The following is a 21,945-nucleotide window of genomic DNA, read 5'->3' as shown; positions in this document are numbered from 1 at the left end:
AGCCACACTCACCAAGGAAGGGGCGACATGCTCGAAATCGTTAGTGCTATTCCCGGTTGGGCTTGGACCCTTCTTCACCTGGGTGCGATTGGCCTTCTTTTATTGTGGCTGTGCTGGCGAAGTGGCTCTCCCCACATGCTGCTTGCCCGGCTGTGGTCACTTGTCCACGGCAAGCCCCAGCCGGGTGATCGAGTCATTCGAGCCTATCTTGCTTCACGCAGCACGCTGATGCAGTTTCGTGCGGTAACGGGCGTGCGTTGTCGCACCCTTGAGGACACCCGTCGCTTAATCGCCTGGACCGTCGACAACAATGAGGAGATTGGGGACGTAGCGCGCTGTGGCAATTATTTCGATTTACGTAAGCCCGGCTTAAAACTGGCTCCCCCCAAGCGCTGGGAGTTCATCACGTCTTTGTTGATCACCATGGTTTGCGGCGCGACGCTCATCCTTGCCATAAGCGCGTTAACCTCCCAGCGCGCGTGGGTCAGCGTCAAGAACGGTAGCGGTAAAGGACTCTTGTTGGCACCAACCAATTTCGAGGTATGGAGTACGGCACGCCATTTCACTGCGGCTGATTGCAAGACGCTCAGTGGCGAAGCCATTGCGAAACGGGTGGGGCTTCCCGTTGATGATGTGAGCACGGCATGCGGCTGGTTTGGGGATCCGGAGCTCCAGCCACTTATCGACAGCACAGTGAGAAATCAGCACCTGGGCCTGTCCTTCCTCATCGGATTACTGCTCGGATACGGCTTGCCAGCGTACCGCTGGTTTACTTCCGCGGTAGCTGCGCGTGGCATGTCCAGGCGGTTAGAGAGGCGAGTATCCGAGCAACCAGCTGCTGCGGCTATCCAGGCGAAGCCTGAAAGCGGCCAGGACGCATGAAGTTTTGTCCGCAGAGTCTTCTAACCGGAGAGTTATCCGCGCCCATGGCCGCCGTGATGCACAGTTGTCCGCCGTCGTTCAACATGAGGCAGACATGTCTACGCCTAAGCAGCACCAACTCAACGCTTACAGCGCATCATTCAATGCGGCAGGCAGCACCGACACGCAACATTGCGCTTGCAGGCCCGGCGGAGCCATTTACATAATTTGACATAATATACATTATGCGCAATCAAGGATCGCAGCCGATGGGGCCGGAGGTGGTCCTTTGGGCGCTTCTGGCCGTGGCCCTCGTGCTTGTCGTGCACGGCCTTGGTACATCTCCCCGGATGGTTTCCGGGCGCTACGACACATATGCGAGCGCCAGCGACTCCGGGTCCGGAAGAGTTGGTGCCGCCATGCCGTCCTCCGGCTTGGCGTGGAACAAATAGCAGCGCATGCGCTCGTACTGATCGACCAGCATGAGCCGATAGAAACGCAACGTCGGCGTTCATACTGCTGGCGGCCCCGGCGGTGTCGGCTTCGGATTTCCTTCGTGATCGTAAGTCGTAGCCGTCACAGAGACTCCCATTCCCAAGTCGCTGGTGGCCATGATCTTCACGATACGGCGGTTACCCTGCGTATAGAGCAGCACGTGGCCGGCTCCGACGCCGTCCAATTCCGAGACTGCGAATCGCTCGTAGGACAGCAAGTCGAGATAGCGTTGGATGTTTTCCGTTCCTGCCGCGATAACTTCCCGCCTGTTGAGCGTCTGCGGCGACCGCGCCACGATGGTTGACTTGCCTACGGCACTTTCCACGCTCCAGCCATCGATCTCGTCGGAACGGTTCACCTGGCTCGGCGCGCGAAGGCGATACGCGATGGCTGCCCCGTGATCGGCGCAACCTTCCGAGTCAGGGCGTCCGCCAAGCAAGAATCCATCTATCGTGGCCACAGCTCCCCCTGTATTCAACGAAAACCCCAGTTCCTGACATTATGAACCGCCCGAATCTCGTAGACATCGAATGGCTGCTTTGTTGAAAGCAGGCGCACCCTTGCCCCCCGATAACACGGGCTGATCGCTTTACGTCAGGCTCGGCCATAAAGTGGTCATTCGAAAGCACATTCTGACCTGAGTTTTGCTTCGCCCAGTAGCCATTGAGCAAACGCTTGTATTGACCCCCTGCTCCGCCACCCAGCAGTGCCTAGGCCGCTTTGCGCTACATATTTCGAATTGCCAGGTAACACCGAGTCGCTATGCAGCGAAGTCCAAACATAAGAGGTTGGATGGATGCGGCAGCCGATTTGCCGCGATGTAGCCGCAAAAAGGCACGCAGGTATCCGGCATGGCACAAACAACGCTATCAAGTGGCGACGGCCGATCACCCCGCACGGCCTTCGTGCTGGCCGGTGGTGGCAGTCTGGGGGCTGTAGAGGTGGGAATGCTGCAAGCTCTGCTGGATTGGGGCGAAACACCTACTTTCGTGGTCGGAGCTTCGGCTGGCGCCATCAATGCGGCCTACTTCGCCACGGAGCCCACACGAACATGCACTGAGAAGCTCGAGCGTCTATGGTGCATGCTCAAGCGGCGTGACGTGCTCCCTTTCAACATACTGGGTGTCCTTCGAAGACGAGGTCATCTGGTTGACTCCTATGCATTGCGGCGCTTACTGGAACGGCATCTTCCCTACCAGAAACTCGAGCATGCCGCGTTGCCAGTACATATCGTGGCTTCCGATATGTTGACGGGGCACGAAGTGCTTCTGTCATCGGGTCCGGTTATTGACGCGGTACTCGCGAGCACAGCAATCCCGGGGGTATTTCCACCTGTGCAGATCGGTTCCCAATGGCTCGTCGACGGCGGTGTAGCCAACAACACACCGATTTCCACAGCAATGAATCTTGGCGCAACGCGTATCGTAGTCTTGCCAACCGGCTTTGCGTGCGCGCTGAACCGGCCACCTCCTGGTGCCGTTGCGCGCGCCATGCACGCCCTCAGCCTGCTTGTGTCGCGCCAGTTGGCTCACGATGCGGAGCGCTTCACAGGCGCCCGAATACAACTGCGGATTGTACCCAGCCTCTGCCCGCTGAATATTTCAGCTTACGATTACTCGGCGGCGGCCTCCCTTATCACCCAAGCGAGAGCGAGCACACACCAATGGCTTGCAGCAGGTGGTCTCGACCGAGATTGGGTGCCAGACCAACTGCATGATCATCATCACGGGTAACCCTCGATAACACCGTTTAATCATCAGGGCGGCAAGGCCGTTCGGTGAGGAAATTTGCCATGTCGGAGATATATAGATAGTCAATGTTCCGGAATGCCAGTTGCTGCCTTGCGGCGCAACCATTCATCGGCTACGTCGCCCATGTTCTTCGCGTTGCCGCTGCGCACCCAAGTCATGAATCCGCGGTCAAATTTGAATTCAGGTCCGCACTGATGGGAAAGGAAGCGTCGGACGTTTTGCGTATTCCTATAATCGGGATCGATTTCTGTAGTGCGCGAAATCTCCCCGCCGTGCCAATCGAATTTCATTCTTCATTCCCCTCGGTATAGTTGAGCAATGGCTTTGGGGTGAAAGCAGCTCTTGCCATCGCTCACTGTTCAAATCATGCAAATCAATTAAATAGAGCGCGTGCGTCAGGGGAATGACGGCTCAATCGGAGCCCGCCTTTCCCTACCCCCGATAACTCTCTCTAATCGCTTATTTCATGGACTGAGCCTCCTCTCTATATTCACGAGGCGAGCATTTCATGATGCGCTTAAAGGCATGGCTAAACGCACTATCAGAGTCATAGCCCAACTTCTGCGCTATCGAGGAAATGGTGGTGTGGTTCGCCTTCAACGCTCGTGTAGCTAATTGCATACGCCAGCGCGAAACGTATTCCAAAGGTGCGATACCAGCTTTCTGCTTGAACCGTAAAGCGAGGGTCGAGCGAGAAACGCCTGCGACTTTGGCAAGATTTTCGACCGTCCAAGAATGGGCTGGATTGGCATGGATGGCTTGAATGACTGCCCCGATACGGGGATCGGATATGGCCAGCAACCAGCTCGGTGTGCTGTTTCCTTCTTGGGCCAGATAGATCCTTAAAATTTGCACCAGCATGATGTGGCCGAGATGTTGAACCACAATCGAGTTGCCTGGAGATGGAGAGGCAAGCTCATGGGCAATACGCTGCAAAGCCCAATTCAGCACGGATGCTTGATCTGAACCGTTTTTGACGATCGCGACGGGAGGCAACTCGTCGAACAGAAGCCCGGTCTCGTCACCAAAGGCAAAGCGTCCACCGATGAGGAAAAACGCGTCGGCCGTGCCGCAACAAGCGATGCCATTGACTGCGTGGCGATAGATTGCATCTGATTGGATGCCTGGCAACGCTAGGTTGCTGCGAAGTGAAAATGCCCGCCCGCGCGACAACAAGAAGCAATCACCTGCCTCCAGCCGAATAGGTTGCTCCACGCCTTCCACAATCAGCCAGCACACCCCTTCAACGATTGCATTGAACTTGATGCCGTCAGGCGGCGGGAAGTCGATGGCCCAGTCTCCACCCGCCTTCAACCCTGCAAAGGCAGAGCTCTGGGTGCTCAATAGCGAGAGGACTTCAGACAGGGGATCCATAGAGTGTTTTGGACGATCTCGACAGACAGTCGGACTTTTCTACATTCAAAGCCCTAAGTCCAGCCTGGACAATATTGAGCACGGGTTCTGCCCCGATTCCATATCAGGCTCAAAGGACACTCCATGACCAGCAAACAATCTCTCATCTCCTCCGGTTTTGGAGCGGCAACCACCGCAGCGGAGGTACTCGCAGGGCGCAATCTGTCCAACATCACCGCGGTCGTCACCGGGGGCCACTCTGGTCTGGGTTTGGAGACCACGCGAGTATTGGCGGATGCCGGCGCCCGGGTCATTGTCGCTGCGCGTGATCTGGAAGCTGCTCGCGCAAAAACCAGCGGAATCTCCGGCGTCGAAATCGAGCGGCTGGATCTTTCCGACTTGGCCAGCGTGCATGGCTTCGCGCAACGCTTCCTGGCAACCGGCCGGCACATCGACATCCTGATCGGCAACGCAGGGATCATGGCTTGCCCGGAAACTCGCGTAGGGCCGGGCTGGGAGGCACAGTTCGCCACCAATCACCTTGGGCACTATGCGCTGGTGAATCTGCTCTGGCCGTCGCTCAAAGGCGGTGCCAGAGTGGTGGTGGTGTCATCGGCGGGACATCACCAATCGGGTATTCGCTGGAAGGACGTGCAGTTTACGCAGGGCTACGACAAGTGGTTGGCCTATGGCCAGTCGAAAACAGCTAATACGCTGTTTGCTGTCCATCTTGATCGGCTTGGTCAGCAGGAAGGTGTCCGCGCTTTCTCCCTTCATCCTGGCAAGATTTTCACGCCACTCCAGCGTCATCTGACACAGAACGAAATGATGGCCGCCGGCTGGCTCGATGCCAATGGCGATCCTGCCGACCCAACTTTCAAGACAACGCAGCAAGGTGCGGCGACCCAAGTATGGGCCGCAACATCTTCTCAGCTGGAAGGCATGGGAGGTTTGTATTGCGAGGATTGCGAGATTGCCACGCTGGATGAAAACGAGCCGCCATCCTTTGTTGGCGTCCGGCCTTACGCTGTTGACTCCGAACAAGCCGAACGCCTCTGGGCGCTATCTGCTCAACTTACCGGGATTGATGCTTTCGCAATGAAGTGATGAATAGCTGGCATGGAGTCATGGCATTAACGCTGTCTCCTCCTCCGCCCTGCGTCGCCGGATTCGCAGCCTTGTAGATGCTGCGGGCCCCTATAACCGGGTCAGGTATCCATGGCTGCTACCTCCATCGACTCTCTTCGACGAGTGGGTCGCGAATCGGAAATGGAAGCCCCCTGCCACCGAGTTGAAGCCGTTTGAAGCAACCACGCGGAGGGTCGTAAATGCAGCAGGATGATTTGGAAACTAAAGTCCTTCCTTGAACGTTCTGAGGAAGCGTCCGACGATCTCCGGCAGCATCGGCTCGACGGGGAGTGTGTAGTGGGTGGTGTTCGGCAAGATGGCGAGCTGGTTTGTGGGCCGCTGGGAGCCATCGATCCCGGCATCGCGTTGACCGCCTCCCAGCGCCTTCCAGAACTCGACCATGTGTTCGGGCCGGATGGCGTCAGCGTCGGCAAAGACCAGCAGTGTGTGTGCCTGAAGCTTGGCGACGTCGGCGCTCCAGTCGAAGGGGCGTTTGGTCAGGTCACCGACCTTCCTGAAGAGGTTGGTCCAATCGACATCGGGATAGGCCTTCCCTAACGGCGATGCCTTGACGCCAGGGCCGAGAGTGGCAGCGTTGGCCTCCAACTGTTTGAAGGCCGCTACCCCCTCCGGATAAAAGCCTTCCTGTTTCATCGTCGCGGACACGAGCACGAGCCGGTCGACCACCTCCGGATGGCGAATGGCGGTTTGCAGCGCGACGCTGGCACCCAGCGAATAGCCCATGACGTCGGCCTTGCCAAGGTTCAAATGGTCGATCAGGGCGGCAACGTCCTCGCCCATCGTTTCACTGCGCAGTGGCCTGTCGGTGTCCGGCGTGCGCCCATGTGCCTGGAGATGGACGGCGATCACCCGCCGGCCCTTGGCTAGTTTGGCCAGGTTGCTCCCGAAGCTGTCTGGGTTGATGCCACCGTGGAGAAGAATGAGCGGCTTGCCGGCGCCGTGCACGCTGTAAAAGAGATGCTGGCCATTGACGTCGGCAAAATGCTCGTTCGACATGGCGAGAGTTTTCTTGGCTTGAACAGGAAGGGCTGCAGTCAGCACTGCGGTCGCCACGGCAGTCTTCAGGAAATCGCGTCTGAGCATGTCGCCCTCCTCCTCTCATATGCCTATGACCGCGGTGTAATCACGATTTGCCTGCGAGCAACTCATCCAGCTGCGCGAACTGTTCGGGCAGACCTTCCGCCGAGCCGGCAAGTGCTTCGTCGAGGGCCGCTTCTGTGGGGTAGAGTTCGTGAAAGGTGACCAGCGTCTTGCCGGCATTTTCTTCGAACGTCACCGTGGTCACGGCGCCCTGATCGCTATCTTCGTTCGTCCATACGAGACGCTTGTGCGGCGTTACTTCTTTGTACGTGCCGAAGAACGCCATCGGTTGATCGAAGGCCGGATGGCTGAACACGAGGCGATACGTGCCCCCGGTGCGGACATCCATGTCGCACGAGACCAGCGACATACCCACCGACTTCGGAACCCACCACTGCTTGAACAATTCGGGATTGCTCCACGCCTCGAAGACGATGTGCATCGGGGCATCGAACGTTCGCCTCACGACGAGTTCGTGGTCGGACTTGCGTTCCACGGTGGTGCGGTTCATCGCGGCGGGACTACCTTCTTTTTCTTTGGGCATCTGCCTTCTCCTTGCGTTTCAGGTGTTCGACAAGCTTGTCCAGCGCGTCGAAGCGCGCGCTCCAGAGTTCGCGGTGCTGTTCGATCCAGGCGGCCTCTTCTTCCAGCCGGCGCATTCCGAGCTTGCAGGTTCGTACGCGCCCGACCTTCTCCGTGGTCACGAGCCCCGCCTGCTCCAAGACGCTGACGTGCTTCTTCATGCCCGTGAGGGTCATGTGAAACCTTTGGGCAAGGTCAGTGATTGAGGCGTCTGAACCCCCGAGCTGCTCCAGCACGCCGCGTCGGGTGACATCGGCGAGCGCGGCGAACGTTGCGTCGAGGCGGGCTTGATAGTGAACCATATGGTTCACTGTAAGGTGCGCACGGGTGACTTGCAAGCGGATGCCCCGCAAGCGAGTTAAGGCTTGAGGAGGGGCTTTGTGGGCAGGGTTAAAGCAGCTCCGCCACACCCCCGATAACACAGGCTGATCACCCTTCTCTAATGTCGACCATGCCGGGGGTATTTTGGCGATGGACGCCCTGGGCGGACCCACCCGCTTTGCCGTCGCCATCGGCGAAAGCAGACGGGTTGTCTGTCTAGGCCGCGCGCCGAAAGAGCTGTGCGTGGCTAAAGATTCTGACAGCGCGGCCAGGCCGCCCCATGGTCTGCTTCACTTGCCCGGCGTCGGGCGAAAACACAGGCCAGGATCATGAGCCACAAACAGAGAATGCGTGCCGAGCTTTTCCATCAACTGCACGCCGGCCCGGCGCCGCTGATGCTGCCCAATGCCTGGGATGCCGCCAGTGCACGGGTGATCGAAAACGCGGGCGCCAAGGCGATCGCCACCACCAGCGCCGGCATGGCCTGGGCGCTTGGTTATCCCGATGGCGAGCAGTTGCCCGTGCAGGAACTGCTGGCGGCCTGCCGGCGCGTTTGCCAGGTGGTCTCCGCGCCGGTCAGTGTCGATATCGAGCGTGGCTATGGGCGCGATGCCAAAGAGACCGGTGGCCTGGTCGGCGCGCTGATCCAGTTGGGCGTGGTGGGCATCAATATCGAAGACGGCACCGAGCCCGACACACAAACGCTGGTGCATCCGGGTGTGCTGTGCGAGCGCATTGCCTGCGTGCGGACGATTGCGCAGCATCATGATCTGCCGTTTTTCATCAACGCGCGTATCGATACCTACCTGAGCAAGCTGTCACCGGAGGCTCGCATGGAGGAAACGCGAAAGCGCGCACTGGCCTATGTCGACGCCGGCGCCGATGGCATCTTCGTCCCCGGTCTGGCCGATGCCGAGGACATCGCAACGCTCGTGCGATGGTTGCCGGTACCGCTCAACGTCTACACCGGCTATCCGGGCGCACCTGTCTCGCAGGCGCTTCAGCAGCTGGGTGTGCGGCGCATCAGCCTGGGTTGCGGCCCGATGCAGGCCGCGCTGGCACACCTGGGCACCATCGCGGCAGAAGCGCTCGATGACGGACGCTACGACACGATGGGCAAGCAGATGTTGACCACGGCTGAAGCGAACGGCTTGTTTCGCACGAGGACATACAAGGTGGATCGCACGCGCGAGGTGCCTTACGTAGGCATGGGCGATGGTCCGGTCGCTCAGCTCGTGGCGCAGCAGCACAGCTCCCTGATTGGCGGCCGTGCGAAGGCTGGCACTCCATGATGCGTAAGCTTGCGCACGCCATGGCGTAGTTGGCGGTTGCAGCAGTGGCGCATGCAATCCACTTAGCGTCGAGTAGTACTTTCCCCTGCCCCGGTAACTTGACCTAATCGCCCTGCCCCATATCGAGATTGGCGATGCGCGATCCAGAAGCCTTCACCGGCTGGAGCTGCAGTCAAAGGCGGGCATTTATCGGGCGCTGGCAACGGCGCTAATTACATAGGCCTGTGGAGGCGCAGGCTCGCAAAGAGAAGGGCCCCATCCTTGGGGCTTGCAGCCGTCCATGGCTGCGATGTCCTGAATCCGGGTCGTCGGCAAGCATGCCTGACTAGCCGGACATATATAGCTTAGGACCCGTGGGTAGAAGTCTGTAGAGGTGAGGGGCGCGTCAATGTGTAGGATTGTTCCTACAAGGCGTGATCGAGTGAGCAAGGGCCCAAAGAGGCGGCCGTAATGCACGCCTCTATGATAAGTAGTTGGCCTACTAGGTGCATCAGCACGGCGGAGTCACATCCTCGGCGGTAGCGTGGACCGATCCGGCGGTAGATAGGTAACGTGCAAGCCTTCCGTTTTTCGTTCCCTTATGCGTTGCGCTGAGGGGTCCCGGGTCTTCATGCGAGACATGCCTACATGCAGCCAAGCCTCATCGCCATATTGCCCTGCAATGATCTTGACCGGACCGAGGCGTTTTTCGTACGGCTAGGTTTCAAGCGCGAGAAAAACAGTCCGGGTGACTATCGGATGCTCGCCGACGGCTTCGGTGGCCAAATCCATCTTAATCCGGCAGTCGATGGGTGGCTTGTGCCGGGGCGTAATCCATTCGGGCTTTACCTTTACCGCGAGGATATCGACGAACTCGCCGCCGTGTTTCGTGGTGAGATTCTCGGAGACGGCGACCCGAGCGACAAGCCGTGGGGCATGTACGAGTTCGCCTTGAACGCGCCTGACGACGTCTTGGTAAGAGTCGGTTGGCCGACGCGCCTCCGTTAATCGGAGGGGCTACGAAGAATGTCACCGGGCTCATCTACAACAGTAGGTATCCCAAGGGCCTTCAACGTGTCACCCGGAAGGTGTCGTGCAAGGGGGAAAGGCAGCATGCCCCGGGATAGCCAAGGCTACAGTCGTACCGCCCACTTCGCGCCGGAATACGGAGAGCGTGGCGTCGATGCTCTTCGCGCGCTCATGCATGCCAACCACACCCCAGTGGCCCGCACGTTGCGCCTGGCGCATTGAGTCGGGCGATATCCCGATGCCGTCATCATGGATGAGGACTCGCAACGAGTTTTGTCGATACTCTATTTCCACCTGGATCAGGTTGGCTTGCGCATGCACGAATGCGTTACGCAACGCTTCGCGACAGATGTTCAGTACTTCTTCGGCCGTGGCAGCGTAAAGCGGCACTTCCACGCCAGCAACAGCAAGTGTGAACTTACATCCATGGGCCGCAGCCAATTCATCACCCAGTTCACGCAATGCCTGCGACAGGCGCCCCTGCTCACCCTCGCCTCGCAGCGCAATGATCTTGTCTCGCCCCTCAATCAACATGGCTCGAGCACGTTGAATGGAGGTATTCAGGCTCTGGCGAAGCGGGGCGTTGGAATCCATGCCTGCTGCTATTGATTCCAGGCGTACTAACAAGCCCTGCACACCTTGCAACAAAGTGTCGTGCAGCTCGCGGGCGATTCGCTCACGCTCACTAGTGCGACCCTTTACATGTTGGCGCACGCGATCGGCCACAATGCGCATACGCCATAGGTAAAACGCAGCCGCAGCCAAGAACAACAGCAGAAGACAAAGTAGCCTGAACCACACCGTCTGGTATGGCTCCGGGGCGATGCTGAAGGCTACTGTGGCTGCGCTTGTACTCCACACGCCATCGTTGTTGCTGGCCATGACGTGGAAGCGATAGTCGCCAGGCGGCAAGTTGGTGTAGATGGCCTGCCGCCGCGTGTTTGCGTCACGCCACGTCTTGTCAACGCCATCCAGTCGGTAGTGGAAGCGTACGCGCTCGGGTATCGTGAAGCTTGTCGCGGTGTAGTCAATCTGAAGGTTTACCGTGCCTTTCGGCAGGGTAAACGGCTTGGCCAGACTATAGGTCTGGCCATCCGCAATCACCGACGTGACACGCACAGGTGGTGTCGACGCGTTCCGCGGAATCTGCTGCGGATCCAGCCATACCACGCCACCACTGGTAGCAAACCAAAGGCGTCCATCCTTGCCGCGGACCATGCTTGGCAGTGGCCGCATCTGCGTGGGCGGGCCAGGCAGACCGTCAAGGTGGTCGAGCCAGTCGGGTTGCATCACGTTAGCCGGGTCTCGAAAGAAGCCCTGTACTTGGCTGGCGGGCAAGTGCGCGACGCCATGGATCGTATGCAGCCAAAGGTCGCCCTGCGGACCCTCGACCATTCCAGCGATGCCCTTCAAATCACCGGAACGACTGGCGGCCATACGGTGTAGCCGCTGGCCATCAAAGATGGCTAGACCTTGATCGCCTGCTATCCACAGGTGAGTTCCAGTATCCAGAATCTGCGTGATGCTGCCCAGGTTCACTCCCTGGTTGGCACCGTAGACGTTGAGCTTGTTGCCATCGATGACATACACGCAGCCATTGCCATAACCCAGCCAGATACGGCCGACCGTATCGGTGGCCATAGCTACCGGAACCTCGTTGCGCGGTAATTGTGGCCATTGGTCCACTACGTGCCATTGACCCTGCGCGTACCTGCTGAACGGATAGCCAACACCCGATACCCAAAGTGCGCCCGTGGTGTCACGGGTCATGGCCTGGACTTGCCCCTTGGCACCCGCCGGCGCTGGTGCGGCCAGGCGAGGCTCACCCTGCTCAATGTGCCAGATGCCGTTGTCGCCACCGAACCAAAGACTGCCGTCGCGATCCTTAAAGGCACTGCTAAGCTCGGGACGCACGGCGTCAAACACGCGCAGCGTATCGCCTTGCAGTCGCGTTAGCGGATGCGTAGTAGATCCAGCCCAGATAGTGCCGTCGGCATCCACGGCGAGAGCCACATCATGCATGGCGCGCGGGAAAGGCGACGGCACAATCGCACTAGGGCGGAAGCGGTCTAGGCCGGTGCTGCTGCCCACCCATACGTTGCCTTCGCGGTCCTGGAAGATAGGCCAGGTGTAGTCGCTGCTGAGGCCTTGGTCACGCGTGAAGTCATCATCGGCTTCCAACGGCTTGGGGCTACGTAACCGGGCAAGCGCCGTAGCGCTCGAGCGATACCAACGTACGCCCTGACCAAGAGTCGATATCCATACGCGACCTTCGCGATCGAACAGCATGCCGGCTGAGCGCACTGGAATTTCCCCGGTGACCTCGGCAGCCTGGTTCTGTCCGTGCACGGGGCGCACGCCGCCGGTTCCGCGAGCGGAGGCCATCCACACCACGCCTTCGCGATCTTGTGCCAACACACTGACATGGTCCGGGTGGTCACCTGTGTCACTGAATGTCGTCGCGCCGCGCTCCTTGCGCATGATGGCCACGCCATCGAAGACCCACAATGTACCCCGTTGATCCACAAGCAGCGCCATCGCACCGCGAGGCCTCTCGTTGGGCAGGATCACCTTCTGCCAATGGCCTTGGTCAAGCCGATACACCCCTTTCCACAGCTGGGCCCAAATCACTCCATCCAGATCGGCCTGCACGGTATGTACGGTGCCGGTCGGCAAGCCTTCCTTGACTCCGTAGTTAACCAGTCGCCCCTGGCTCCATCGACTGACGCCGGCACGCTGGAAACCGATCCATAGCGCACCGTCCGGCGCCGTGTACAGCGACTGGATCGTGATCGATGGCAAGTTCTGCCCGGTGACGTCTTCAAAACGTTCGAAGCGAATGCCGTCAAAGCGAAACAAACCTGAGTCCGCACCCAGCCACAGGTAACCATCCGGCGTCTGTGTAATGGCTGACACCTGCCCCGGACCATCCTCCTTCACTGTCCAGGCGGAGTGGTAAAGCCGGCTGATCGAGCGCTCGGGCACGCTCTGCGTATGCCCGGAAAGAACTACCCCAAGCATGATGACGGCAAGCACCATGGCCACAAAGCGCCTTACGTGCTCATTGATCATGACGTTCTTGGTCTCCAAGCCGGGCTGTGGAGAACTAAGCAGTGCCAGCCAGCAATTGGCCTTCTTCACTTATAGAACAGTCCAGTCCCGTTCACACGAAAATCAGCCCCTCCTCCCGATTGAAGTTCGTCACCCGAGCGACGAAGGAATGGATCTTATTGAGTGCCTTTAGGATCTTGAAAGGTTGCCCTTCGTGCGCATCGGAGCCCCGCCTCGCCCCGGGCGGTGTGTTTGGCAGTGCGCAAACACCGTCGCGGACATTGAGCGGCCTTGCACCAATGATGTTCATGGCAGCCAACTCAAAGTCGAGCAGGCTAATCGGCCATGAAACCAGGGCGTCCCATCTGATCGGTTTTGTGTCGGCAACAGAATGAGGCTGGCTGGAAGGCTGAAAAACGGCGTGCGTCCGCTATGGGTCGGGAGCTCGCCCGGTGCCACGCATCATTGTGCGTAGGCCACCTTGCCTGGCGCGTGGATTGTGACGACAACCCCTCTGTCCGTACCCGGGCTGATGATTACGCGCCCCTGGAACAGCTCGGCGCGCTCGTGCATGCCGCGTATGCCCCAGTGCCCTTCGCGACCACCGTTATTCAACACCTTATCGGCAATGCCTCTTCCATCGTCCTTCAGTGCGATGGTCAAGCGTCGCCGCTGGAACACGATGCGGGCGTCGATGGCGCGGGCATGCGCATGCAACAGTGCATTTGACAGTGCCTCCTGGAAGATGGTGGCCAGTTCAGCGGCGACCGGGGCGTGCACGAGACGTGGCGTGCCTTCGGTGGCCAGGTCGAAGCGGATGTGGTGCCCGCGCATGATCGTCTGCGCAGAAACCCGCAACAGCTCGACCAGGTCGACCGGCGCACTGTCGTCGGCGCGCAGTACATTGACCCGCTCCCTGCCCTCGATCAGCGTGTCCTGCGCCCGCTCGATGGCATCGATCAGCATAATGCGGACGTTGGTCTCGCGCGTCTGCTTGAGCGCACTTTCGACGTGATAGATCAGCCCCTGTGTTCCTTGAAGCAGGGTGTCATGCAGGTCACGAGCAATGCGCTCCCGCTCCGCCCGGCGAACCTGGCGCAGACGCGCCAACCTTCGTTCCCGAAGATAGAAGGCGGCCATCGCAAGTGCGATCACCAGCGCGCCACAGGCCAGTTTGAAGAAGATGGACTGATACCACGCGGGCGGCAACCGAAAGCCGATAGCGACGACATCGTCGCCCCACACGCCATCCTCATTGGCCGCCATCAGGTGAAACACATAGCTCCCCGGCGGTAGCGACGTATAGAAGGCGGCGCGGCGATCGCCGGCCTCCTGCCAGTCCTTGTCGATGCCATCGAGGCGGTAGCGAAAACGGACGCGTTCCGGCGCGGACAGGTCTGGTGCGGTGTAGTCGATCTGCAGGGTATGGGCGAGTTTGGGCAGCACGATATCGGCACGGATATCGAATGACGTGCCATCGGCGCTGACGTGCGTCACCAGCGGCCTGAGCTTGCGCGCGTCCGGCTTGAAGCTCGCTGGATCGATGGTGAATACACCTTCGTTCGTCGATGCCCAGATGCGTCCGTCGCGGCTCTGCACTAGCGTGGGCACCGGGCGTCGCTGTTGGGGTGCGCCGCTGATGCCATCACTATGATCGAACCACTGCACGCGATTGACGTGGGTGGGCTCCAGCATCGTCCTTGCGACATCGTCTGCACCGATGCGCGCAACCCCACGCAAGGTGTTGGCCCACAACTCACCAGACGGCGTGATGAGAAGACCCGAGACGCCCTCCAGTGCGTCACCTTTTGATGTCACGAGCCCGGCGAAGCGACCGTGATTCAACAGCTGCACCCCTTTGATGCCGCCGACCCACACGGCCGGCCCGGCGGCGTCGATGGAGATCACAGGCCCCACATCCAGACCATCGGCGGCGGTGTATGAGGTAGTCCATTCGCCTTCTGTCACGGTGATGCGGTCGTCGAACACCGACCAGAGCCGCCCTCTTGCATCGAACACCATGCGCGTAGGCTCCGGCGTGGTTTGATCAGTCAGGCGTTGCCACTGTCCATCGCGATACCGGTACAAGCCCCATCGCGCCACCGACAACCAGGCGGTGCCGTCCGGTCCAACGGCTAGCGACTGGTAGTTGAGCCGTGTGATTTCATCGGGCAGTGGAATGCGCTCGTGCTCATCGCCGCGATCGGACTGCAGGCCGTGCTGGCTCACCGACCAGAGCTTGCCATCGGGCGACAAGGCGAAAGCCACGACGCCGTTGCCCGGCACGGCCTGCACGCCCTTGCCGGTCACATGCCAGAGGGGATCCTGAAAGGAACTGACCCAGATGCCATCGCGTGCGTCGGCCTGCATGGCGGGTGCGGCACGCTCCCCTTCAATAGGAACGCGCGTCAGCCGGCTATGTCGAAACCGGTCCAGGCCACGAGAACTCCACACCCACACGTTGCCGTCGTTGTCCTGGGCGATACCGCGGATGTCTTCGCTGGAAAGCCCTTCGGCAAGGCCAAGGTGTTCGATGCGAGGAGCCGGCTCGCCTGCCTGCCAGTGATAACGATCGATACCACTGTCCATGACTGACCAGTTCGTGCCGGCTCTGTCCCGAATGCCCTGCCCTCCCTGATGAGCCGGCTTCCACTGCCTATCAGCCGGCATCTCGTTCTTGGCCCGCCACATGTCGTCCTCGGTGGCATGACCAAACGTGCGCGCCCCGGCGGCAAGGGTGTAGATATGGTTGTTGTCGTTGATCCAGAGCGTCTGGTCCGGCGTCAGTGTCGCCCTGAGCGGACGCACGGGCGTGTACCCCATGTTAGGGGGCAGCGGCACCCAGCGGCTGCCATCGAAATGGGCGACACCTTTGGAGGTCACCTCCCACAAGGTGCCGTCGTTGCGCTGGCGCATGGCGAACGGGGTCCCGGGCGGAAAGCCATCCCCCTTCATCAGGGTGATCTTCCCTTCTCGCACCCGCACCATGCCGCCGTACAGCAGGCCCGCCCAGACGCTGTTGTCGCGGTCCACGAAAACGTCGTACACCGACTGCAGGGGGAATCCGAGCACCGGCTCGTGGTCGAAATGCAGGCCATCGAAACGCGTCAGACCCCGCGACGTGGCAATCCACATAAAGCCATCGGGGCCTACCGCAATCATCTGAATATCCGACGGCGCGCCATCGATGACGCGGAATGCCGTGTGGACCATCTGGCTGGCATCCTGGTCTGTCACCAATCGCGCAGACTGCGCCGCAACCGGCGGGATCGAAATCATCAGTGCAAGCGCCCCAAGGAGCGTCATGCGGGTCCGTCTGTAACGCTGGACGCGGGCGGCATTGCGCATGAATGGGTGCAACCTTGCTGACTCCCCCGAAGCGTTCGCGCAGGTGTGCGCACAGGCTCGTGAGTATGGATGGAATGATCCAGATGCAACCAGCCGGACAACAAGTGTCCAGTTAAGGAGTATAGCCAGTGCGAACTACTGCGCGTGCGTACCCTGCCTGCTGGGCGCAGGGGGAATGTCGCCCCCTCTCTGAGGAATTTGCCACTCCAGGCCCCGCTCAGAAACCTTGCCACCTAATCACGTGACACTGCCAAGGCAGGGGCATGAGTGACTGGCAGTAGATGCTAATGGTGCATTGCCCGAAGTCTCTACGAATGGACGTCCAGACTTTGGGGAGGGCTACACATCGCTCAGGCTGACACAAACGTAGAAGAGTCATTGGCCACCACGAGCGCGTCATGTTATGGATCGATGTAGCCTCGACGTCGGGCTATCGCTACTGCGTGCGTGCGGTCATGGGCACCCAGCTTGGCCAGGATGCTCTTGACATGGGTTTTCACCGTTTGCTCTGAAACATGCAGGGTTTCAGCAATCTGCAAATTGGTGGCGCCCTCGGCGATCCATCGCATTACGTCGAGCTCGCGTGGCGATAGTTGCTCCATGGGCAGGCTCTGCTTAAGTCCGGCTGCCAGCTCATCAGTTAGCACACGCTGACCGACAAAACTGGCGCGGATGGCTCCCACGATCGCATCCGCGGACGACGATTTGAGCAGGTAAGAAGTAGCGCCAAGGGCGAGCGCGCGCCGGGTGCGCGCCTCGCCAGGGTATGTGGTGAGCACGACAATGACCGCGTGGGCAGCATGACTTCGAATGGCGCTTATCGCCTGCAGGCCGCCGGCGATCTGCATCTGCAGATCCATCAGTGTCACGTCAGGACGCAGGCGGAGAAATTCCTCCACAGCACTCTTTCCATCGGTGGCCTCGCCAGCCACCGTCATGTCCGGCTCGCTATCGATGTAGTGGCGCAAGCCATCGCGCATCGCCGGGTGATCGTCAACCACGAGCACACGGATCTTGGGCTGGCCTTCAAGTGGAAGATCGGTCACGGAATGGCCCTTCATCCCCGATAACACACGCATGCTAATGCACAAGCCACTATCCAGGCCCCACTCCGCAGAGTGGGTCGTGCATACGGTGCCGCAAGCGCGGTACACCTGGATGGCCTAATCCTCCTAGAGAGTGATGTCAGCGGTCGTTCCAGCGCCGTATAAATCGACACAAGCCCGGCGCGCGGCTGCTCGTGACGCGTTCCCGTGGGTTGGGTTGTCTTTCCAGCAGATGCGTGACCGCTCCTTCGCATCCATCCAGGCGCGACGGACGCACGTGCGATTCAGATACCCGTCCAGAGGTGGGCGCCGGCCATATCAGCCGACCTCGTCGTGGATGCCTCTCTACATGGTGGTGCAGATGAGCAAGCGAGTGGCCGACGTCGTCATTGACGTACTTTGCAAGGCAGGCGCAAAGCGTTGCTATGGCGTGCCAGGGGATACGCTCAACTATGTCACGGACGCCATTCGCCGATCGCCGCTGCGGTGGATCCACGTTCGTCATGAAGAAGCGGGCGCCATGGCGGCGGGCGCGGATGCGCTACTCACCGGCGACTTGGCACTATGCGCCGGCTCATGCGGGCCTGGCAGCCTCCACTTCATCAATGGCGTTTGGGAAAGCAATCGCAATCGGGCGCCGGTTGTTCTAATCGCCAGCCAGATTACACGTGACGAGCTCGGCTTCGACTTCCCGCAAGAGGTCGACTTCAAAGCGGTCTATAGCCGGGGCACGGTTTTCTGCGAGGAAATCAGGACGCCCGCACAGGCCCAGCGTATGACCGCTTTGGCGGCTCAAGCGGCGCTGTCACGCCAGGGCGTTGCCGTGCTGATTATCCCCGTCGACGTATCGCACGCCGAGGCGCCCGACCAGCCGGACTTCGAGGTGCATCGCGCCTCTCCGGTCGTGCGCCCCAGCGATGCGGAACTGGATCGCATCGCCACGGCGCTCAATACAAGCCGGCGGATCACCATCTATGGTGGCTCGGGGTGTGCGCATGCCCACGATCAGGTCGTTGCGCTTGCGGAACGACTGAAAGCGCCAGTCGCACGCACGTCGCGCGCCAAGGACTTTCTGGAGCACGATAACCCGTATGACGTCGGGATGACCGGTGTCTTTGGCACCAAAGGCGGTTATCGGGCAATAACCGAGTGCGACACGCTACTCCTGCTGGGGTGCGACTTTGCATGGCGGCAGTTCTATCCACAGGGAGCCACGATCATCCAGGTCGACATCGACGGTGCCCATCTGGGGCGTCGCCATCCCGTCGACATCGCGGTCGTCGGTGATATCAAGCCCACCCTGGAGGCGCTCTTGCCACGCATTCAGGCTCACGCGGACGATGCGTTCCTGACGGCGATGATGGCGGAGACCCGAGAGGCGGAAGAGACGTTGGAGCGGCGTGCCGTGGCTGGCGCGGGAGCCATCCATCCGCAGTTCTTGACCGAGACGATCGACCGTCTCGCCCGCGCGGATGCTGTTTATACGGCCGATGGCGGTGCTCCGATGGTCTGGTGTTTGCGCCATGTGCGGTCGACCGGACACAACCGAACGTTGACCAGTCTTAGTCACGGGACCATGGCCAACGCCATGCCACAAGCACTCGGCGTCCAGGCGGCGTTTCCCGAACGACAAGTGATCTCGCTATCGGGCGATGGCGGCCTTGCCATGCTCTTCGGCGATCTCCTGACTGCGGTGCAGGAGCACCTCCCTATCAAAGTTGCCGTTTTCAACAACGGCGCCCTCGGTTTCGTCGAGCTGGAGCAAAAGGTCGAAGGTTTGCTCGATGCTTATACGGACCTCCATAACCCCGACTTTGCCAAGGTGGCACAGGCCATGGGGCTATGGGGGCGGCGCGTCGAGCGATCCGACGATCTCGAGGCCGCCGTGGCGGCCTGGCTGAAAACCCCGGAGCCTGCCCTGCTGGATGTCGTGGTGGCGCGCAACGAACTGGTCATGCCTCCGAAGATCGAGCCGAGCCAGGTGCTTGGCACGGCGTTGTATTCCGTGAGGGCGGTACTTGCCGGTCGAAGGGGCGACGTATCGGATCTCATGAAGAGTGCGCTTTCGCCGTAACCCTCCTCCTGTTGACGACGTCATCCTCACTCGCTGCATTGCAAGGAAAACCCATGAACAAACCCGGACGCACATATCCGCTCGCCGATCGATCTGCCGCTAGCACTTGGGCTGGCCGTTTCTTCCGGCCACGTGAAGCACGCGTGCTAAGCAGAGGGCTGTTCATGGCGACCCTCGCCTGGCTTGCCGCCGCTTCCGTGCTTGCGCAGGCATCGAATCCAGACGGAGCGCTGACAACACCTAAGAAGATCATTGTCGACCAGAGCCTTGCCAAGAAGACGCTGGACGCACAGATCCTGGCGGCGCGGCGCTACGACACGTTCTGGAATACCGGCGACGAAAGTCTGGCGCGCATTGCCCTGGCGCCGACCTTCATTGACAACACGTTGCCCCATGGCCGCCCACAAGGAGTAGAGGGCGTACTGAAGGCATCCAGGGCCTTCCGCACGGCGGTGCCGGATCTTCGTTGCGAAGTGACGCAGATGCTCGTGGTCGGCGATCGCGTGATCACCCACCTGCATTTCACGGGCCGCTTCACAGGCACTTTTGCGGGCAAACAAGGTGGCGGCCAAGCGATCGACTTCATCGCGACCGACATTTATCGGATGGCTGATGGACGCATCGCCGAAGACTGGCACCTGGAAGACAACCTGACTTTCCTGCAGCAAGCCGGCCTCGTGGCCAAGTGACGGGCCGAACTATGGACACGCACAACGATGCGGAACTGACCCTCGCCGAGGCTCGCCGCCGAAAATTTCTGATCCAAGCCGGCGTCACCGTCGGCAGCCTCGCTGTGGCGACCACCCTCCCAGGCATTTCTCACGCTAGATCGGAGCACTCCATGTCCACACAGCATCATTCCCCTGCAGTAGGCGGGTTCTGGCCGGGCGACATCCGCCTGGTGATCTCCATCTCTATGCAATTCGAAGCCGGCGGTCAGCCACCCAAAGGCACTGACAGCCCTTTTCCCAAAGTCGATTTTCCCGCGGGCGTGCCATCGGATCCGGCCACCAACACCTGGTTCGCATACGGCTATCGCGAAGGCATTCCTCGCATGCTGGACCTCTGGGATCGCCATGGCGTCAAGGTGACGTCCCACATGATCGGCGAAGCGGCCAAAAAGCATCCCGATCTGGCAAAGGCGATCGTCGAACGGGGGCACGAAGCGGCCGGACACGGCCCTCGCTGGAGCTCCGAGTACGCGATGAGCCGGGATGAAGAGAAGCAGTTCATTGCCGAAGGTACTCGCATGGTCGAAGAGGTCACCGGTCAGCGGCCGACGGGATACAACTGCAACTGGCTTCGGCGTGGACCAAACACGCTGTCGCTGCTCCAGGAGCTTGGCTACACGTATCACATCGACGACATCAGTCGAGACGAACCCTTCATCGAGCAGGTCAACGGTAAAGATTTCGTGGTCGTCCCCTACACCTTGCGCAACAATGACATCCTTCTGGTCGAAGGCCGCAATTATTCGCCGGACAAGTTTCTGGCGCAGATCAAGCGCGACTTTGATGAGCTCTACCGCGAAGCCGGCACCCGGCGCCGCATGATGTCGATCAGTGCGCACGACCGCATCAGCGGGTCACCGCAGATGGTCAGCGCGTGGGATGAATTCATTCACTACGCCAAGAGCAAGGCCGGAGTGGCCTTCATGCGTAAGGACGAGATTGCCCGATTTGCCTTGCATAGCCCACTTACGTTGCGCGAAAGCGAAACCATCTAAGTGACTGCCATCATGCGCACCTTTCAGAATCAGTCCATCCTGGTCGTCGGCGGTAGCTCGGGCATTGGGCTGGCGGCCGCGAAAGCCTTCTCCGATGCGGGAGGGGACGTCACAATCGCCTCCCGAAGCCATGACAAGCTCGCCGAGGCGTTGCGTCACTTGCCCGGTGTTACGACCAGCTCTCTGGATATCACTCGCGACGAGGATGTCGATAAGTTCTTCGACGCAGCCCCCGTGTTTGATCACGTCGTCGTTTCCGCCGCGCAGACGCCTGGCGGGCCAAGCCGCTCGTTGAAACTCGCCGACGCCTATGCCGCCATGAACAGCAAATTCTGGGGCGCCTATCGCGTCGCCAGGCGTGTCCGAATCCATGCCGGCGGCTCTCTGACGCTGGTCTCGGGATTTCTCAGCGTACGCCCTTCAGCCACCTCCGTGCTGCAAGGCGCCATCAATGCGGCCCTTGAAGCATTGGCGCGTGGCCTCGCCCTGGAGCTGTCTCCCATACGTGTCAATACGGTGTCGCCCGGGATCGTCGCTACGCCCCTGTGGTCGGGCATGAGCGACGAGGCGAGAAATCAGATGTTTGAATCGGCGGCGAATCGACTCCCCGCTAAACGCGTGGGGAGCGCAGAGGATATCGCCAACGCCATTCTCTATCTGGCAGGGACGCCCTATGCCACAGGATCCACCGTTCTGGTGGATGGCGGCGGTGCCATCGCATGAGCGAAAGGAAGCAATGTGTCGCCGCGGCGTCTGGCCGAACGTACGATCAGCTTCATCGAGCAGCGTATCCGGGAGAGTGATGTTC

General features: G+C 60.2%; 19 protein-coding genes. 9 read left to right on the top strand and 10 right to left on the bottom strand.

Translation table 11 applies throughout. The features are described 5' to 3' along the window. The first annotated feature begins 27 nt into the window (after positions 1-27). Positions 28-882, top strand: a complete 855-nt coding sequence (locus ISS97_RS16950; RefSeq protein WP_379983424.1) for a DUF6216 family protein — start codon at positions 28-30, stop codon at positions 880-882. Positions 883-1,225: 343 nt separating this feature from the next. Here the strand turns inward: ISS97_RS16950 and ISS97_RS16945 are convergent, their stop codons facing one another. Beyond that, positions 1,226-1,363 carry a hypothetical protein gene (locus ISS97_RS16945; RefSeq protein WP_379983425.1) on the bottom strand — a complete coding sequence of 46 codons (138 nt, stop codon included), beginning with the start codon at positions 1,361-1,363 and terminating at the stop codon, positions 1,226-1,228. A gap of 9 nt (positions 1,364-1,372) precedes the next feature. After that, positions 1,373-1,714: a hypothetical protein gene (locus ISS97_RS16940; RefSeq protein WP_379983426.1), complete on the bottom strand. Its 342-nt coding sequence runs from the start codon at positions 1,712-1,714 to the stop codon at positions 1,373-1,375. A 493-nt stretch (positions 1,715-2,207) separates the two neighbouring features. Between ISS97_RS16940 and ISS97_RS16935 the strand changes: the two genes are divergently transcribed. Then, entirely contained in the window at positions 2,208-3,089 is an 882-nt protein-coding gene (locus tag ISS97_RS16935; protein WP_379983427.1) for a patatin-like phospholipase family protein, read from the top strand. Between the two features lie 80 nt (positions 3,090-3,169). On the opposite strand, the gene ISS97_RS16930 is transcribed toward ISS97_RS16935, so the two are convergent. Both ISS97_RS16930 and ISS97_RS16925 read right to left on the bottom strand, forming a co-directional pair. Then, a complete protein-coding gene (locus ISS97_RS16930; RefSeq protein ID WP_379983428.1) occupies positions 3,170-3,397 on the bottom strand; it encodes a DUF6434 domain-containing protein in 228 nt (75 codons plus the stop codon). Between the two features lie 169 nt (positions 3,398-3,566). Next, a complete protein-coding gene (locus ISS97_RS16925; RefSeq protein ID WP_379983429.1) occupies positions 3,567-4,481 on the bottom strand; it encodes an AraC family transcriptional regulator in 915 nt (304 codons plus the stop codon). A 123-nt stretch (positions 4,482-4,604) separates the two neighbouring features. Here ISS97_RS16925 and ISS97_RS16920 point away from each other — a divergent pair, with 123 nt between their 5' ends. Continuing rightward, positions 4,605-5,567 (top strand): SDR family NAD(P)-dependent oxidoreductase, encoded by a 963-nt coding sequence (locus ISS97_RS16920; RefSeq protein WP_379983430.1) that lies wholly within the window; start codon positions 4,605-4,607, stop codon positions 5,565-5,567. 243 nt (positions 5,568-5,810) lie between these two features. On the opposite strand, the gene ISS97_RS16915 is transcribed toward ISS97_RS16920, so the two are convergent. Genes ISS97_RS16915 through ISS97_RS16905 form a run of 3 tightly spaced genes read right to left on the bottom strand, consistent with a single transcriptional unit; the run spans position 5,811 to position 7,573 of the window. Next, positions 5,811-6,692, bottom strand: coding sequence for an alpha/beta fold hydrolase (locus ISS97_RS16915; RefSeq protein WP_379983431.1), 882 nt, complete (start codon positions 6,690-6,692; stop codon positions 5,811-5,813). 40 nt (positions 6,693-6,732) lie between these two features. Then, positions 6,733-7,233: an SRPBCC family protein gene (locus tag ISS97_RS16910; RefSeq protein ID WP_379983432.1), complete on the bottom strand. Its 501-nt coding sequence runs from the start codon at positions 7,231-7,233 to the stop codon at positions 6,733-6,735. Beyond that, the gene (locus ISS97_RS16905) at positions 7,211-7,573 is read right to left on the bottom strand and encodes an ArsR/SmtB family transcription factor (protein WP_379983433.1); all 363 of its coding nucleotides are present in this window, start codon (positions 7,571-7,573) and stop codon (positions 7,211-7,213) included. Before ISS97_RS16905 ends, ISS97_RS16910 begins: the two co-directional genes overlap by 23 nt. Positions 7,574-7,939: 366 nt before the next feature. Here ISS97_RS16905 and ISS97_RS16900 point away from each other — a divergent pair, with 366 nt between their 5' ends. Further along, a complete protein-coding gene (locus tag ISS97_RS16900; protein WP_379983434.1) occupies positions 7,940-8,884 on the top strand; it encodes an isocitrate lyase/PEP mutase family protein in 945 nt (314 codons plus the stop codon). Between the two features lie 627 nt (positions 8,885-9,511). Next, the gene (locus tag ISS97_RS16895; protein WP_379983435.1) at positions 9,512-9,871 is read left to right on the top strand and encodes a VOC family protein; all 360 of its coding nucleotides are present in this window, start codon (positions 9,512-9,514) and stop codon (positions 9,869-9,871) included. A gap of 69 nt (positions 9,872-9,940) precedes the next feature. Here the strand turns inward: ISS97_RS16895 and ISS97_RS16890 are convergent, their stop codons facing one another. The 3 genes from ISS97_RS16890 to ISS97_RS16880 form a co-directional block, all read right to left on the bottom strand. Then, on the bottom strand, positions 9,941-13,033 hold the full coding sequence (locus ISS97_RS16890; protein ID WP_379983436.1) for a sensor histidine kinase: 3,093 nt from the start codon (positions 13,031-13,033) through the stop codon (positions 9,941-9,943). A 372-nt stretch (positions 13,034-13,405) separates the two neighbouring features. Continuing rightward, the gene (locus ISS97_RS16885; RefSeq protein ID WP_379983437.1) at positions 13,406-16,249 is read right to left on the bottom strand and encodes a sensor histidine kinase; all 2,844 of its coding nucleotides are present in this window, start codon (positions 16,247-16,249) and stop codon (positions 13,406-13,408) included. Between the two features lie 443 nt (positions 16,250-16,692). Beyond that, positions 16,693-17,337, bottom strand: a complete 645-nt coding sequence (locus tag ISS97_RS16880) for a response regulator transcription factor (RefSeq protein WP_379983438.1) — start codon at positions 17,335-17,337, stop codon at positions 16,693-16,695. Between the two features lie 361 nt (positions 17,338-17,698). Here ISS97_RS16880 and ISS97_RS16875 point away from each other — a divergent pair, with 361 nt between their 5' ends. The 4 genes from ISS97_RS16875 to ISS97_RS16860 all read left to right on the top strand — a co-directional run bounded on the left by ISS97_RS16875 (position 17,699) and on the right by ISS97_RS16860 (position 21,860). Next, the gene (locus ISS97_RS16875) at positions 17,699-19,411 is read left to right on the top strand and encodes a thiamine pyrophosphate-dependent enzyme (RefSeq protein WP_379983439.1); all 1,713 of its coding nucleotides are present in this window, start codon (positions 17,699-17,701) and stop codon (positions 19,409-19,411) included. 164 nt (positions 19,412-19,575) lie between these two features. Continuing rightward, positions 19,576-20,100 carry an ester cyclase gene (locus ISS97_RS16870; protein ID WP_379983440.1) on the top strand — a complete coding sequence of 175 codons (525 nt, stop codon included), beginning with the start codon at positions 19,576-19,578 and terminating at the stop codon, positions 20,098-20,100. A gap of 11 nt (positions 20,101-20,111) precedes the next feature. Then, on the top strand, positions 20,112-21,137 hold the full coding sequence (locus ISS97_RS16865) for a polysaccharide deacetylase family protein (protein WP_379983441.1): 1,026 nt from the start codon (positions 20,112-20,114) through the stop codon (positions 21,135-21,137). Next, a complete protein-coding gene (locus ISS97_RS16860) occupies positions 21,138-21,860 on the top strand; it encodes an SDR family oxidoreductase (protein ID WP_379983442.1) in 723 nt (240 codons plus the stop codon). The last annotated feature ends 85 nt before the right edge of the window (positions 21,861-21,945 follow it).

The organism is Dyella koreensis (assembly GCF_044904565.1).
GTDB classification, from domain to species: Bacteria; Pseudomonadota; Gammaproteobacteria; order Xanthomonadales; family Rhodanobacteraceae; genus Dyella_D; species Dyella_D koreensis.
Note: the sequence above shows the minus strand (reverse complement) of the source record. Positions and strands in the feature narration are given on the sequence as shown.

Bases quoted from the DNA above. Each gene is read 5' to 3' on its own strand.
- ISS97_RS16950 (WP_379983424.1), top strand. From the start codon at position 28: ATGCTCGAAATCGTTAGTGCTATTCCCGGTTGGGCTTGGACCCTTCTT.
- ISS97_RS16910 (WP_379983432.1), bottom strand. From the start codon at position 7,233: ATGCCCAAAGAAAAAGAAGGTAGTCCCGCCGCGATGAACCGCACCACC.
- ISS97_RS16905 (WP_379983433.1), bottom strand. From the start codon at position 7,573: ATGGTTCACTATCAAGCCCGCCTCGACGCAACGTTCGCCGCGCTCGCC.
- ISS97_RS16875 (WP_379983439.1), top strand. From the start codon at position 17,699: ATGAGCAAGCGAGTGGCCGACGTCGTCATTGACGTACTTTGCAAGGCA.
- ISS97_RS16925 (WP_379983429.1), bottom strand. From the start codon at position 4,481: ATGGATCCCCTGTCTGAAGTCCTCTCGCTATTGAGCACCCAGAGCTCT.
- ISS97_RS16865 (WP_379983441.1), top strand. From the start codon at position 20,112: ATGGACACGCACAACGATGCGGAACTGACCCTCGCCGAGGCTCGCCGC.
- ISS97_RS16915 (WP_379983431.1), bottom strand. From the start codon at position 6,692: ATGCTCAGACGCGATTTCCTGAAGACTGCCGTGGCGACCGCAGTGCTG.
- ISS97_RS16885 (WP_379983437.1), bottom strand. From the start codon at position 16,249: ATGACGCTCCTTGGGGCGCTTGCACTGATGATTTCGATCCCGCCGGTT.
- ISS97_RS16895 (WP_379983435.1), top strand. From the start codon at position 9,512: ATGCAGCCAAGCCTCATCGCCATATTGCCCTGCAATGATCTTGACCGG.
- ISS97_RS16900 (WP_379983434.1), top strand. From the start codon at position 7,940: ATGCGTGCCGAGCTTTTCCATCAACTGCACGCCGGCCCGGCGCCGCTG.
- ISS97_RS16870 (WP_379983440.1), top strand. From the start codon at position 19,576: ATGGCGACCCTCGCCTGGCTTGCCGCCGCTTCCGTGCTTGCGCAGGCA.
- ISS97_RS16935 (WP_379983427.1), top strand. From the start codon at position 2,208: ATGGCACAAACAACGCTATCAAGTGGCGACGGCCGATCACCCCGCACG.
- ISS97_RS16920 (WP_379983430.1), top strand. From the start codon at position 4,605: ATGACCAGCAAACAATCTCTCATCTCCTCCGGTTTTGGAGCGGCAACC.
- ISS97_RS16930 (WP_379983428.1), bottom strand. From the start codon at position 3,397: ATGAAATTCGATTGGCACGGCGGGGAGATTTCGCGCACTACAGAAATC.